This is a genomic window from Acidobacteriota bacterium (assembly GCA_016196065.1).
Classification (GTDB): Bacteria; Acidobacteriota; Terriglobia; order Terriglobales; family Acidobacteriaceae; genus Acidiflorens.
This window is the reverse complement of sequence record JACPYL010000008.1, coordinates 87,245-100,985: the sequence shown is the minus strand read 5'-3', so window position 1 is coordinate 100,985 and position 13,741 is coordinate 87,245. Positions and strand designations below refer to the sequence as shown.

At 57.9% G+C, this 13,741-nt stretch carries 12 protein-coding genes; 4 read left to right on the top strand and 8 right to left on the bottom strand.

Annotated elements, in window-relative coordinates; translation table 11 throughout:
- The first annotated feature begins 53 nt into the window (after nucleotides 1-53).
- Nucleotides 54-3,224, top strand: a complete 3,171-nt coding sequence (locus tag HY010_01555; protein MBI3474389.1) for an efflux RND transporter permease subunit — start codon at nucleotides 54-56, stop codon at nucleotides 3,222-3,224.
- An 18-nt stretch (nucleotides 3,225-3,242) separates the two neighbouring features.
- On the opposite strand, the gene HY010_01550 is transcribed toward HY010_01555, so the two are convergent.
- The 3 genes from HY010_01550 to HY010_01540 all read right to left on the bottom strand — a co-directional run bounded on the left by HY010_01550 (nucleotide 3,243) and on the right by HY010_01540 (nucleotide 5,832).
- Complete coding sequence (locus HY010_01550; protein MBI3474388.1) at nucleotides 3,243-4,709, bottom strand: radical SAM protein; 1,467 nt, start codon at nucleotides 4,707-4,709, stop codon at nucleotides 3,243-3,245.
- Nucleotides 4,710-4,732: 23 nt separating this feature from the next.
- Nucleotides 4,733-4,948, bottom strand: a complete 216-nt coding sequence (locus HY010_01545; GenBank protein MBI3474387.1) for a hypothetical protein — start codon at nucleotides 4,946-4,948, stop codon at nucleotides 4,733-4,735.
- 143 nt (nucleotides 4,949-5,091) lie between these two features.
- The gene (locus HY010_01540; GenBank protein ID MBI3474386.1) at nucleotides 5,092-5,832 is read right to left on the bottom strand and encodes a prolipoprotein diacylglyceryl transferase; all 741 of its coding nucleotides are present in this window, start codon (nucleotides 5,830-5,832) and stop codon (nucleotides 5,092-5,094) included.
- A gap of 132 nt (nucleotides 5,833-5,964) precedes the next feature.
- Between HY010_01540 and bfr the strand changes: the two genes are divergently transcribed.
- Together bfr and HY010_01530 are read left to right on the top strand one after the other, a co-directional pair.
- Nucleotides 5,965-6,450, top strand: coding sequence for a bacterioferritin (bfr, locus tag HY010_01535; protein ID MBI3474385.1), 486 nt, complete (start codon nucleotides 5,965-5,967; stop codon nucleotides 6,448-6,450).
- Nucleotides 6,451-6,473: 23 nt separating this feature from the next.
- Nucleotides 6,474-8,108, top strand: a complete 1,635-nt coding sequence (locus HY010_01530) for a hypothetical protein (protein ID MBI3474384.1) — start codon at nucleotides 6,474-6,476, stop codon at nucleotides 8,106-8,108.
- A 47-nt stretch (nucleotides 8,109-8,155) separates the two neighbouring features.
- Here HY010_01530 and HY010_01525 read toward each other — a convergent pair whose 3' ends face one another.
- The 4 genes from HY010_01525 to HY010_01510 all read right to left on the bottom strand — a co-directional run bounded on the left by HY010_01525 (nucleotide 8,156) and on the right by HY010_01510 (nucleotide 12,457).
- A complete protein-coding gene (locus tag HY010_01525; GenBank protein MBI3474383.1) occupies nucleotides 8,156-8,752 on the bottom strand; it encodes a gluconate 2-dehydrogenase subunit 3 family protein in 597 nt (198 codons plus the stop codon).
- Nucleotides 8,753-8,764: 12 nt separating this feature from the next.
- Entirely contained in the window at nucleotides 8,765-10,480 is a 1,716-nt protein-coding gene (locus HY010_01520) for a GMC family oxidoreductase (protein MBI3474382.1), read from the bottom strand.
- Between the two features lie 130 nt (nucleotides 10,481-10,610).
- Nucleotides 10,611-11,735 carry a beta-propeller fold lactonase family protein gene (locus tag HY010_01515; GenBank protein MBI3474381.1) on the bottom strand — a complete coding sequence of 375 codons (1,125 nt, stop codon included), beginning with the start codon at nucleotides 11,733-11,735 and terminating at the stop codon, nucleotides 10,611-10,613.
- A gap of 125 nt (nucleotides 11,736-11,860) precedes the next feature.
- Nucleotides 11,861-12,457, bottom strand: coding sequence for a hypothetical protein (locus tag HY010_01510; protein MBI3474380.1), 597 nt, complete (start codon nucleotides 12,455-12,457; stop codon nucleotides 11,861-11,863).
- A 59-nt stretch (nucleotides 12,458-12,516) separates the two neighbouring features.
- Here HY010_01510 and HY010_01505 point away from each other — a divergent pair, with 59 nt between their 5' ends.
- Nucleotides 12,517-13,035 (top strand): DUF1569 domain-containing protein, encoded by a 519-nt coding sequence (locus HY010_01505; protein ID MBI3474379.1) that lies wholly within the window; start codon nucleotides 12,517-12,519, stop codon nucleotides 13,033-13,035.
- A 102-nt stretch (nucleotides 13,036-13,137) separates the two neighbouring features.
- Here HY010_01505 and HY010_01500 read toward each other — a convergent pair whose 3' ends face one another.
- Nucleotides 13,138-13,725 (bottom strand): hypothetical protein, encoded by a 588-nt coding sequence (locus HY010_01500; protein MBI3474378.1) that lies wholly within the window; start codon nucleotides 13,723-13,725, stop codon nucleotides 13,138-13,140.
- Nucleotides 13,726-13,741: the final 16 nt, after the last annotated feature.

Here is a 13,741-nt window from a genome sequence, read left to right as displayed (position 1 = left end):
GGGGTGGCCAAAATATGGTTTGGCTAATTGCTAACTGCTGATTTGGTTTTCCTATGAATATTGCAGAAGGCTTTATCCGGCGTCCGGTGATGACCACTCTGGTCATGCTGGCAATTCTCTTGTTCGGCATCATGGGATACCGCCAATTGCCGGTCAGCGATCTGCCCAACGTGGATTTCCCGACTCTGCTCGTCAGTGCCAGTGTGCCGGGAGCCACTCCGGAAACGATGGCGTCGTCAGTGGCGCAACCGCTGGAACGGCAATTCTCGACCATCGCGGGGCTCGACTCGATGTCCTCGAGCAGTTCGCAGGGATCGACACAGATTACTCTGCAATTCAATCTCAGCCGCAATATCGACGCCGCCGCGCAGGATGTTCAGTCGATGATCGCCAAGGCTGCGCGCGACCTTCCGCAGAACATGCCCAGCCCGCCTTCTTATCAGAAGGTCAATCCGGCGGACCAGCCAGTGTTGTTCATGTCGCTCAATTCTCCGACGCTGCGGCTGTCGGACGTGGACGAATATGCCGAGACGCTGATCGCACAGCGCGTGTCGATGGTGAGCGGTGTCGCGCAGGTGCAGGTAATGGGCGCACAGAAGTATTCGGTGCGCGTGTCGCTTGATCCTCGAGAACTGGCGAGCCGCCAGGTCGGGATCGACGAAGTCGCACAGTCGATTCAGAGCGGGAATGTGAACCTGCCGACGGGCACGTTATTTGGAGCGAATCAGGCGTTCATTGTCCAAGCGACGGGTCAATTGAACAAGGCGTCAGAATACGTTCCGCTCATCATCACGTATCGCAACGGCGCTCCGGTGCGCCTCTCGGACGTGGGCACAGTGCGTGACAGCGTAGAAAACGACAAGACCGCGACCTGGTATTTCGACCGCGATGGCGGCCAGCGCCGCGCGATCATGCTGGCCATTCAACGGCAGCCGGGAACGAACACGGTTGAGGTCGTCGACAATATCAAGCAACTGCTGCCTGCCTTTCAGGAGCAGATGCCTCCTTCGGTCAAGATGAATATTCTCTATGACCGGTCGGTGAGTATTAGGGACTCCGTGAGCGACGTAAAGTTCACGCTGCTGCTGGCACTCATCCTGGTTGTGCTCGTTATTTTTCTTTTCTTGCGCAACGTTTCCGCGACCGCGATCCCCAGCCTGGCGCTGCCTTTGTCGCTCGTGGGCACCTTCGCGCTGATGTACATGCTGGATTACTCGCTCGATAACCTGTCCTTGATGGCCCTCACTTTGTGCGTCGGCTTCGTGGTCGACGACGCCATCGTGGTACTGGAAAATATCGTGCGCCACATGGAAATGGGCGAACGTCCCATGACGGCGGCCTTGCAGGGGTCGAAAGAAATCGGCTTCACGATCGTGTCGATGACGCTGTCGCTGGCGGCCGTATTCATCCCTGTGTTGTTTATGAGCGGGCTGGTAGGACGGTTGCTGCACGAGTTCGCGGTCACGATCGGCGCGGCCATCCTGGTCTCGGGCTTTGTCTCTTTGAGCCTGACGCCGATGTTATGCAGCCGATTTTTGCGCGCTCACGAGGGGGAAAAGCACGGGCGGCTGTGGCAGATCACGGAAGGTTTCTTTGACGGTCTGCTGCGGTTCTATGACCGCACACTGCAATTCACGTTACGGCATCGCGCGGCTACGATGACCGTATCGCTCCTCGTGCTGGTTGCAACGGTGCAGATGTTCCGCACGATTCCCAAGGGGTTCCTGCCGGATGAAGATCAGGGCTTTCTCTTTGTGTTTACAGAAGGGCCGCAAGGAATTTCCTACGACAGCATGGTTCGGCATCAACTGCAGTTGAACGATATTGTGATGAAGTTGCCCTGGGTCGACGCCTATAACAGTACGGTAGGCGGTGGTAGTGCGTCGGTCTCGCAGAGTAGCAACCAGGGCCGAATCTTTATCCACATGGCGCCGCGCAACCAGCGCGGTTCGGCGTCCGATCTGGTGCAGGAACTTCGGGCGAAGCTGTCCGTTGTGCCGGGCATCAATGCGTATCCGCAGATGCTGCCGACGATTCGTATCGGCGGACAACTTACCAAGAGTCAATATCAGTTCACGCTGCAGAGTCCGGACACAAAGGATCTTTACGACGCGGCACCCAAACTGGAGAGCAAGTTACGCAGCGATCCGCGCGTCAGCGGCTTGCTGCAGGACGTGACCAGCGACTTGCTGATCAAGAATCCGCAGATCGACGTGAAGATCAATCGAGACCGCGCGTCAACACTGGGGATTACGGCGGCACAGGTGGAAGACGCGCTGTACACGGCATATGGAGCGCGGCAGATTTCCACGATTTATGCGCCTTCGAATACCTATCGAGTTGTGACCGAGTTGCAGCCGCAATTCCAGGCTGACCCGTCGGTGCTTTCGATGTTGTATGTGAGGTCGAAGGCAGGTCAGTTGGTTCCGCTGAATGCAGTGGCTGAATTTTCTCCCAGCCTCGGCCCGCTGACGATCAATCACCTGGGGCAATTGCCGGCGGTAACGTTGTCATTCAACTTGCGTCCGGGAGTAGCGTTGGGCCAGGCTGTCGATGCCGTGAACAAAGTGGCGCGCGAAACCTTGCCGCAGGATATGTCGACCAGTTTTCAGGGCACGGCACAGGCTTTCGAATCATCACTTAGCGGGCTGGGCATCCTTCTGATCGTTGCGATTGCGGTCATCTATCTGGTGCTGGGCATTTTGTATGAAAGCTTTATTCATCCGCTGACAATTCTGTCCGGCTTGCCTTCGGCCGGATTCGGCGCGCTGCTCACGTTGATGATCTTCAAGGTGGATCTAAACCTATATGCGTTTGTCGGCGTGATCATGCTGGTCGGCATCGTGAAGAAGAATGCCATCATGATGATCGACGTTGCTTTGGAAAAACAGCGCACGACCGGCGAAGTGCCGGCCGAGGCGATTTATCAAGGTGCACTACTCCGATTCCGTCCGATCATGATGACCACGATGGCCGCGCTGATGGGCACGCTGCCGATCGCGCTGGGACTGGGCGCAGGTGCAGAATCACGGCGTCCGCTGGGACTGGCAGTGGTCGGCGGACTGGTGTTTTCGCAGATGCTCACGCTTTACATCACTCCCGTCTATTACATCTATCTCGACAAGTTCGAACAGTGGATCAAATCGCGAAAAGGGCGCAAGTTCAGGACAGTCGAAGAAGATGTGCGGGACCGCGACCTGGTGGCGAGTGACGCCCACGACTAGGCTGCCTCTTAAGTCTCTCTAAGGTCCGTACGGGGAAGCTCCTTGGGCGACCTCCGCGCGGCGGCGTAGCGGGGCCAAGCGCGTCCGCTCCAAATCATCCCGATAGAACAGGTTATAGGTGTCGAACGGAATCAAGCGTCCGTCGGGATGAACAATGTGGACACAGGTCTTCTTGACCGAGCGCACGTCAAACGAGTGGGCGTCGATGAATTGCATGATGATGATGCGGAAAATGTTTTGGTAAGTAATGGCGTCCGGAACAAGCACTTGCGGCAGACAGCACAACAGTTCGCGCAGGCTGCTTGCGCCGGAGCGTGGGGACTGGTTGGTGGCAAAGAGTTTGAAGAGGCGATCGCGCGTTTCCTGCGAGTTGAAGAGCGTCTTCAGTACGGGCTCTTCCTGTTCATACAAGATCGTGTTGCCGGCCGCGTTGATCAGGATTTCCGGTGGGATCATCGAAGTGAGCGAAGTCACTTTGCCGCCCAATTTTAAGGCGTAGGCCATGGCCAGCGCGTCGGGATGGCAGGGAACGGGGATGATGTCCTCGGGTTTGAAAGTCGACGTTTGTTCGAGAATTTTGCGGCGGACCTCTGTCAGGGTCAGCCGGTCAGTAGCGGGATCAAAGTTTTCCAGGCGGCCCGCGTCCTGAATGGGCTGGAAGGTTACGCCTCGGATGCACGGTTGTTGCAGCGCGTAGTCAATTGTCTTCCCGATCTCGTGGTCGTTCAAACCCTTTTTCAACGTCACCACTAGGTTGGTCGAAATGTTGTATCGGTTCAGCATTTCGAGCGCGTTAATCCGGATGCGTCGGAGGTCGGCGCCACGGAGTTGCATCAGAGGATCGCGCTCGAACGAATCGAATTGTAAGTACACCTCGAAGTCTTCCGCATACGTTGCGAGTCGTTCCACAAAAGCTTCGTCCTGCGCGATGCGGACACCATTGGTGTTGACCATCAGGTGGCGGATGGGGCGTGCTTTCGCCAAATCGAGCACGGCGAAGAACTCGGGGTGCAGCGTGGGTTCGCCACCGGAGATCTGGACGACATCGGGATGGCCTTCGTTGCGGACTACTGCGTCCAGCATCTTCTCGATTAGTTTGATGTCGCGAAACTGCTGCCGCTCTGGACCGCTGCCGGCGTAACACACGGGACAACGCAGATTGCAGTAGTCGCAGATTTCAATCAGGGTCAGGCAGGAGTGCTGTTCATGGTCAGTGCAAAGGCCGCAGTCGTAGGGGCATCCCCATTTGACGGGCGTGTTGTAGACGAGGGGCATTTCCGGCGGCTTGATGAAAATCTCGCGGCAGCGGCGGTAGTAGTCCACGTCGTCCGCGATCAGAACGCGCTCGTGTCCGTGCTCGGGGCAGCGCTTGAGCAGGAAGACTTTGTTGTCCTGGAAGATCGTCTTGGCTTCCACCTTGCTGTAGCAGGTAGAGCAGATTGAAAGGGCGACGTCGTAGAAGAGGTAGGGGCGGGTTTTGGCCATAGTGGTATCGCGATCTACCTCCGCTAGAGGCCAATGCTCCGGTTTAGTTTGCGGGCGAGCTTGACCATACCAATGATGCCGCCCAGCGCCAGCACGGCGGCGATCGCCCACAAGATTCTCTCGCCCACACTTGCGTGTCCACCCAGGCTCACATCGGCCGCGCACAGGCAGAATGCCAGGAAGAAAAGACTCGCCACGATGATCAAGAGCGACAGAATGAGAATGGCGAGCACTTTCATGTTAGTAGCCTCTCAATGAATCAATCTTTACATCCACGAACGCGAAGAGCCGAATATCAGGAAGGATATATCTACCGCGCCCACTGCAACGATCATGGAGACGGGTTTCCACTCAATAACTTCTCTCCAGCATGAGCCCTAGCCTAGCGCAACAGGTCGCGTGAGTAATAGAGCAAGCCGAGCACGCATGCCCACTGGATAGAGCCTAGTCCCAACGCCACTGCAGGATAGGGCTTAATGAAATCACAGAAAAGCCGGAAGGCCAAGTAACTGGTCATCAATAACTTGAAGGCGTCGCCGGGACGGAACCACGTCGTTGGTCGTTGGTCGTTTTTCGTTGGCGTCATAGAACGGACGCGCATCAGGATTGCGATCAGGATCAGCAGAAAGATGATCTCGTAAATTTGTGTAGGATGGCGGCGGATGCCGTCGCCGAAGTCGATGCCCCACGGTAGGGAGGTCGGGGTGCCGCAGGTGTTATCGCCAAGGCCTGTCAGGAAGCATCCGATGCGGCCAATTGCAATACCGGCGGCTACGGGAATCGCCAGCAGGTCGCCCGTGGAGTGCCGGAGACCGATGTAGCGCTTAAACACTTCCACCGCGAACGTGCCGCCCAGCAGCGCGCCCACGATAGTCTTTCCCCCGATGAGATAAGCGGGGTCGTGAAGGTGCTGCATCGTCAGTTGCGGATTCTCCAGCCAGTAGAGAAGCTTCGCTCCCAGTGTGCCTCCGGCGAAGGCGGTGGCAAGGGTCGCCCAGCGCAGCGGATACGACACTGCATCGCCAGTGCGGGCGCGAAGCAGCAGAAAGATTACGAAGGCGAAAGCGTACCCGAGCGACTCGAAGAAGGCGTGAGGATGAATGCTGCGTCCGGCAACGGGAATGAAGTAGGGAAACGCGGGTTGGAGTGCGGCCACGATGGTTGATTGTATCCGCCCTGCTGCCTTGCGGCCACGACGACGTTTCCAGTAGCCTTATGCTTTCCAAACAATTCATATTCCATATTCGGAGGTTTCATGAAGGGAAGCACAAAAGTGATCCAGGAGTTGAACGCGGCATTGAGCGCGGAGCTTACCGCCATTGTGCAATACATGGTGCAGGCGGAGATGCATGCCAACTGGGGCTTCGCGGGACTTTCTGCGGTCACGAAGAGGCGCGCAATTGAAGAGATGCGTCACGCGGAACGATTGATCGAACGCATTATTTTCTTCGACTCCACTCCCGACGTCGGGGTAGCGCTCAAGCCGCAGATCGGCAAGAACGTAAAGGCCCATCTGGAAACCGATCTGACGGATGAACTCGATGCCGTCAAACAGTACAACGCCTCCGTGGCGGTATGCAGGACCGAGGGAGACAATGGCACGCGAGAACTTTTCGAAACGCTGATCCACGATGAGGAGAATCACGCGCGCTATCTTGAATCACAACTTGGCATCATCAAAGAGGCCGGCATCGAAAACTACCTCGCCACGCAGATGGGTGGAGAGAGCGCTGGCCACTGACGCACGATCTGGTTCCCACTAATTTGATGACCCTCGGCAATCAGGAGCGAGCGGACGCTGCTCAGGCTCCGAACGTCCCGGCTTCGCCATGCTGGGAGCGCTTTTTTCTGCCCTCGATTCGCGATCTGCTTTTCCTCATTGCCTTTTGGGCTTTGCTGGCCGGACCTCTCTCCAATCGTCCCCTTGCCGACTCTGATATCGGATGGCACATTCGCGCGGGTGAGCAGATTGTGGCGACACATTCGGTGCCGCGCGCGGATTCGTTTTCTTCCACCATGCAAGGGCAGCCGTGGTTTGCGTGGGAATGGCTCTATGACGCGCTGTTGGGAGTTGTCCACAACGCCATGGGTCTCAATGGAGTGGTATCGCTGGCCGCGTTGCTGATGGCGACGACATTCGCTCTCGTGTTTCGGCAACTGCTGGCTCGCGGAACGGGGTTGCCAGTCGCGATCGTGATGTGGGTTCTGGTGCTGGGAGCGGCGAGCATTCATATGTTTGCCCGCCCCCATATTGTCAGTTGGTTGTTTACGCTGGTTTGGTTCATTGCGCTGGAACGGTGGGAGCAGGGAAGCACGCCATCGTGGCTACGATGGCTTTTTCCATTGTCGATGTTGCTGTGGGTGAACCTGCATGGTGGATGGTTGCTGGGGCTTGTATTGCTGGCGATCTATATTGCGGCAGCACTCGTGGAGGGTTGGCGTGAGCCGGATGCCTTCCTGCGGATTCGTCATTCGCAGCGCGCGCGCGCGATAGCCTGGACGCTCGTGGCTTCGGCGATTGCGACGTTCGTTAATCCATATGGCTGGCGGTTGCACGAGCATATCTACAGATATCTGGGCGACCGCTATCTGATGGATAAGATCGCGGAATTCCGGTCGCCTGATTTTCACGGCTGGGGACAGCGCTGCTTCGTGGTGATCCTCGTGCTGGTACTGATCGCGGCGGCCGGCAGCAGGCAGCGGATGCGTCTGAGTCATTGGCTGGTCGTGCTGTTTGCGGCGTGGTCCGGTGTGTATGCAGTGCGGAACCTGCCGGTGTCGGCGATGTTGCTGGCGCTGATTGCTGGTCCGATGTTGTGGGAGGGCGTGGCAGGGCTCGGTGAGAAGACTCTGGCGTGGGGGCTGGTGCGGCGAAGCGCCGTATGGCTCTCGGAGTTTTCACAGCGGTCGAGTGCACAGGAATTCCGGTTGCGCGGACATTTATGGCCCGTCCTTGGCGTGATCGCGGCGCTTACGATTTGTCTGCATGGCGGGCGGCTGGGGTCGCAGGCTGTGATCCATCACGAGTTTGATGGGGAACACTTTCCGTCGCACGCCCTGGAATATCTGGCGCGGGAAGGAAACAGCGATCCCATCTTCGGGCCGGATCAATGGGGCGGATATTTCATCTACAGTCTCTACCCGAAGCGGCTCGTGATGATTGACGATCGCCATGATCTCTATGGATCGGATCGGTTTCGCGACTACCTGGTGCTGATCCAGGCAGAGCCGGGGTGGAAAGATGTGCTGAAGAAGTGGCCGATCAAAACATTTGTGCTACCGGCGGATTCTACGCTGGCGAATTTGCTGGGGCAATTGCCAGACGAATGGACACGGGTTTATGAGGATAAGGGGGCGGTGGTGATTGAGAAGAGGGCGCTATCCAGTGCGCGGCCGTGAATACCTGAGCAGGCTTCGCGTGCGTTCGGGCCGGCGAGGCGCCGGCGCTACGCTTCTGGTGCGGGGCATCCTGGAAATTCTTTCAAAGCGGTGTTGCCGATGTATTGCAGGTCTTTGATGCCGATGGCGCTGGTGTAAAAGCCGTCGGTGGTCAGGTTGCGGAGGAACGCAAAGAAATTGACGCCCTGGCTGAGGGTGGGATCGGCGATGGCGTTCTTGCGAAAGGCAATCTGATCCAGCATTTCTTTTTTCTGCGCGGAAGTGCAATCCAGAAAAGTGTGGCCGAAGCGGTCAGAGCAGGTGCTATCCAGCCACATCAAACCGCCGCCGAGCGCGAGTTGGTAGTCCTTGTTTTCGCTGGTCAGTAAATCGATAAATTCGGGCGCACCTGCTTCGACGGCGCCACCGGAGTGGTCGTCGGCGGGAATGATCAGGTCGCAGAGAGTGGTCAGCGTTTTGTATTGATGGGCGGTGAAGAATTTAGGTTTGTACTTGCCGCCGGGAGTGCGAGCCTTTTCCTGCGTCAACAGCGAATGCACGTGTTCGGCGGCTTGCAGAGGAATGATCTGCAGCACGGAGCCTCCAGCGGCTCCCATGGCTAGTGTTCGTAAAACATCGCGACGGCTGATCGGATTCAATGCCATAAGTGCCTCGAGTTAGAGGTTCCCCTTCTTCGCCTGTTCGAGCAGGTAGTCGGATGCACGCCACGACAACGCAAGGATGGTGAGCGTCGGATTCTTGTCGGGATTGCTGACGAAACTGGCGCCGTCGGTGACGAATAGATTCTTCACATCGTGCGCCTGGCAGTATCCATTCAGCACCGAGGTCTTCGGATCGGGGCCCATGCGGGCCGTCCCGATCTCGTGGATGATGACGCCGCCGTCCGCAATGCCGTAGGGATTTTCTCCATCGGGATCGGTCTTGGTGAGATAGGTTCCGCCGGCAGCCTCCACGATCGAGCGGAAAGTCTGCTGCATATCCTTCGCCATTTTGATTTCGTGATCGCTCCACTTGAAATGGAAGCGCAGTGTGGGAATGCCCCACTGGTCGACGCGGTCGGGATCAATTTCGCAGAAGCTGTCAGGATTGGGAATCATTTCGCCTCGTCCGCTCAGGCCCATGACGGTGCCATAACTCTTGCGGCAGGCTTGTTTCAGGCTTGCGCCGTAACCCTCCACATCGTCGCAGAGATCGTGGAACATGCCGATGCCGGGCATGTCTCGGCCGCCACCCATTTCGATGTGGTAGCCGCGCGGGAAATCATTCTGGCGATCGAACTTCCACCAGGGAACGTAGACGTGCATGCCGCCGGTACCGTCGTGATTGTGCGGCGGAATCTTTTCCATTTGCGGGAAGTATCCAGCGCCGCTGCTTCCAACCGAGTCCATCAGGTAGCGTCCCACGGTGCCGGAGGTGTTCGCGATTCCGTCCGGGAAAAGTGAGGATTTGGAATTGAGAAGCAGGCGCGCCGACTCGCACGCGCTGGCAGCCACGACGACTGCTTTTGCGTGTATGCGCTTCTCGGACAGCGTGGCTTTATCGATATAGGAAACGCCCTCAGCGCGGCCATCCTTGCCGACAAGAATTTCGCGGGCCATGGCGCCGGTGATCAGGGTAAGGCGTCCCGTCTTTTGTGCGGGAGGAATCAGGACCTGGCTGGAGCTGAAGTTGGCCGCAACGCGGCAGCCACGGCCACATTGTCCGCAATAGTGGCACGCAGGGCGTCCGTTAAGGGGACGAGTGAGAACGGCCAGGCGGGCGGGAATGCACGGGATTCCAACTTTTTCGCAGGCTGCTTTCAGGATCACTTCCGAGCAGCGCAATTTTGGCGGCGGCTGGAAAATGCCGTCCGGCGCGCTCGGGAAATTTTCCTTAGTGCCGAACACGCCGATATAAGACTCGACCTGGTCGTAGTAAGGCGCGACGTCTTCGTAGGTGATGGGCCAGTCATCGCCCAGACCGTCGTGCGTCTTGACGTGGAAATCCACCGGAGCGAAGCGAAGGGCGATGCGCCCCCAGTGGTTGGTGCGACCGCCGACGATGCGGGAACGGAACCAGCGAAACTTGGATCCGGGCGCGGTGCTGTAGGGTTCGCCTTCAATCGTCCATGCGCCGGTGGGCGCGAGGAACTCGTTCTCCATGCCATTGCCGGGTTTCAAAGCATTGCCGGCGACGCCCGCTCCACGATGGGGAAGTTCGTAGGGCCAGACGTGCTCCTTGAAGTCTTTGTCGGGGTTAAGTGGAGGACCGGCTTCGAGAAGAGCGACGCTGAGTCCGCCCTCGGTGAGGACCTTGGCGGCCATACCACCACCGGCGCCAGAACCGACAATGCAGACGTCGTAGACTTTCGCGGAACGAATCACCTGTGGCATGGCCGATCATTCCCCCGGAGTGCGATGGTGGATGATCGACAATAAACGCATTCAAGGTTTGGTTCAACCGGGCTGGATCAACTAATAACGGGTTGTGGTTTGCGCAGACTGACCCTCGCTTCACCGGCCTCTAGCGCGTGGGAGCAGGTGCGCTCGTGATGGCGGCGGCGAAAGAGCCGGCGGGGAATGGCGATCCGGCGACTGGAATCAAAGTTCCTTTCTTATCGTTGAAGCGGTAGGCCGAGACATCGTTGGAGGAGCGATTCACGACATACGCGAAACCATCGGTCGTGTTGATCGCAACGTCGTTGGGCAAGCCTCCGCCGGCGAAAGGTGAACCTGGCACCGTGATCAACGCGCCCGAGTCCGTGACGTCGTAGACGAAGGAGCCGGGACCCGTGGGAACGATCAGAAAATGACCGTTGCGAGAGGCTGCGATGGCGGCGGTGAAGTCACTTGCAGCAAACGGAGATCCGGCAACCACGCTGAGCGACCCATCGAAGTTGATGGAGAAGCCGGAAATGTTATTCGATCCGGTGTTGGCGGCGTATACGTACTGCCCCCATGGCTCGACGACGATGAAAATCGGACGGTTTCCGGAGGCGATGGGTGATCCAATTTGCGTCAAGGCTCCCGTGTGGCTATCGATGGTGTAAGAGAAAACCTCGCCTGACCCGGCGGAGGCTACGTAGGCGAACTGGCCGGCCGGTTCGACGGCGAGTGAATAGGGATACTGTCCCGCGTTCACGGCAGGCCCGATGGGAGTCAGGCTTCCTGTTTCCTCATCGATCGCATAGGAATTGATGTTGCCGTTGCCGGTTCCGGAACAGTTCGCTCCGCAGTTGAGCGCGTACAGGAACCGTCCACTCGGATCGATGGTCAGCGAGGCGGTGCCGGTCGGAGCGGAGAACGGCGAACCAGACAGAGGAGTCAGGGCGCCGCTATGAGCCACGCTGAATGCGGTGATCCCGCCGGGAATGACATCGGCTACGTAGGCGAATCGTCCGGAGGGAACCACGGCGATGGAGTTTGGAGCCCCTCCCGCGGGAAAGGGCGAGCCGGGTACAGGTAGCAGTCCGCCGTTGGACTTGATCTGGTATGCGGACACGGTATTGGCAGATTGATTGGCGACGAAGACCAGTTCGTCGCGGTGGCGCTTGGGCAAAGGGCCGGGCGGCTGGGTTTGCGCGAATAGTGCGGAGATATTAGTAAGAACGAGGGTCGCTACGAACACGCGAAACAGGCTGGGACTCATGGACTGACCTCCTGCCAAGGTGGGGGATTAAGGCAGAAAGGAAGTATACAACGGTCCCCGCAGGGGAGAGGTGGAAGTATCTCGTCCAGTAACTCAGGCTACTTCAAAAGCAACCTGCTTCAAAACTACTTTTCCTCCCGGATAAACTCGCCACTCGATGCGTTGACTGCGATCGTCAACTTGGCGCTGGCTCGGTCGGTGCCGTAAATCACGTGCCAGACAAGCTCGTTGGTCTGATTGTTCCAATCGAGCATGTACAAAACCGGTGTGTCGGGAGCTTTTTCCAGAAGCTTGTCTCCGCCGTGTTTCTGCGCGGTTTCAAGAGCCTGATTGGAGTCGACTTTCAAGAAAGCGATGTCGAACACCTTGGTGCTGGTGTTAGTGGGGCTGTAAGTGTCCTCGACGCCGAATGAAACATCTCCGCTGGCCCAGGTATAGGGACGGGTGGAATGCTGCAGGACGGAAGCGAGTCCAGCTCGCCAAGCCAGCGACTTACCCTCGCGACCTTTGGAGTCTCCGATGAGTTGGGATTCGAGCCGGAACGGTTGCGCGTCACGGGCCCAGCCGCGCGCGGCGACATAGCATTTCTGGAATGCAACTCGTCCGGTGAGTGGCTCGGGAGCTTTTGGCTTTTCCGCTTCCGACGGCTTGCTGGGTTCGGAGGAACATGCCGTCATGGTTGCAAGCGCCAGCGCGAACAAGGCAATCGCCAACTTTTTCATATTGATTTCCTGTAGCATTTCTATGTTTGAGTGCATCGATATTGTACTGGAGCGTGCGCATGGATTCCTATTTGGAAAAGCTACAGCAGGAACTCGAAAAGACAATGACCGTCGCGCGTCCCGAGCAAATGGGAGAAGGCGCGGACGGGAAGTGGAGTTCGGCGCAGGTGCTGGAGCATTTGTATTTGACTTATCACAACACCAACAAAGGAATCGCCAAGTGCCTGGAGAGCGGGGCGCCATTGGGGACGCAAGCCACGCTGAAGCAGCGGTTGAGCGCGCTGGTGGTGGTGAAAGCGGGCTATCTTCCGAGCGGCAGAAAGTCTCCGGAACGGGCCGTGCCAAAGGGGATGCCGTCCGATCAGGTGGTGCGCGAAATCATTCCCGAGATTCAGAAGATGGATCAGGGGTTTGCGGAGTGCGAACGAAAGTTCGGCGCGGACGCGCGAATCTTGGATCATCCCGTGCTAGGACCGTTCACGGCTGGGCAGTGGCGGAAATTCCATTGGGTGCATGGACGGCATCATGCGCGGCAGATACGCGAGCGGTTGGGGAAAGCGAAAGAGGTAGAGCGCTGACGCGCTGGCCTAACGAACAACTCTGCTTTGCGGCTGCAAAAAAGGCGAAGGCGCAGCAGTGAACTGCTGCGCCAGGAGAGTCAAAGAGCAAAACTGAGTAAGCTACTCGCGGTCTTTCACGCCGGCTTTACGGGCTTGTTCCTGCAGGTTGTCTAGATCCACTTTGGCGGCGTCGACCGCTTTCTGTTTTTCCTCCAACTGCTTCTTGAAGTCGACTTCTTCCTTGTCCCACTGGGCGGAGTTGCGCAGGCGGTTGCCGGCGTCGGAATACTGGGCGACGGCGCGCAGGCGGTATTCACGCTGGGTAAGATCCAGTTCGTGATTGAGAGCTTCGATCGTCTTCTTCTGCGAGTCGAGCTTGTCTTTCCATTCGTCGGCAGCCTTCTTACGATCGGCTTCGGCGACTTTGGGATCGACGGCAGGAGCCGCAGCGGCCGGTGCGGGCTGCTGGCTTCCGTTATTCAATTCGGCCGACTGGTTCGCATCGCTGGCAGTCGTAGCCGGTGCCGGGCCGACGACACTCAGATGATCGGTGGTGGGAAGGTTGTCGTTGTCGTAGTGATGCGTGGTGGTCTGCGGTGCCTTGCCTTTACGGGCGGTGCGGGCTACGTCTCCGAGAGCCTGGGCAGAGGCGAGGTTGACTCCGCTGAGGAGCAGGATTCCGATGGCCATCCAGATTGTGCGCTTCATTTGATCATCCTTCCGC

Coding starts and splice junctions, on each gene's coding strand:
- HY010_01555 (MBI3474389.1), top strand. CDS start 54: ATGAATATTGCAGAAGGCTTTATCCGGCGTCCGGTGATGACCACTCTG.
- HY010_01550 (MBI3474388.1), bottom strand. CDS start 4,709: ATGGCCAAAACCCGCCCCTACCTCTTCTACGACGTCGCCCTTTCAATC.
- HY010_01545 (MBI3474387.1), bottom strand. CDS start 4,948: ATGAAAGTGCTCGCCATTCTCATTCTGTCGCTCTTGATCATCGTGGCG.
- bfr (MBI3474385.1), top strand. CDS start 5,965: ATGAAGGGAAGCACAAAAGTGATCCAGGAGTTGAACGCGGCATTGAGC.
- HY010_01525 (MBI3474383.1), bottom strand. CDS start 8,752: ATGGCATTGAATCCGATCAGCCGTCGCGATGTTTTACGAACACTAGCC.
- HY010_01520 (MBI3474382.1), bottom strand. CDS start 10,480: ATGCCACAGGTGATTCGTTCCGCGAAAGTCTACGACGTCTGCATTGTC.
- HY010_01515 (MBI3474381.1), bottom strand. CDS start 11,735: ATGAGTCCCAGCCTGTTTCGCGTGTTCGTAGCGACCCTCGTTCTTACT.
- HY010_01510 (MBI3474380.1), bottom strand. CDS start 12,457: ATGAAAAAGTTGGCGATTGCCTTGTTCGCGCTGGCGCTTGCAACCATG.
- HY010_01505 (MBI3474379.1), top strand. CDS start 12,517: ATGGATTCCTATTTGGAAAAGCTACAGCAGGAACTCGAAAAGACAATG.
- HY010_01500 (MBI3474378.1), bottom strand. CDS start 13,725: ATGAAGCGCACAATCTGGATGGCCATCGGAATCCTGCTCCTCAGCGGA.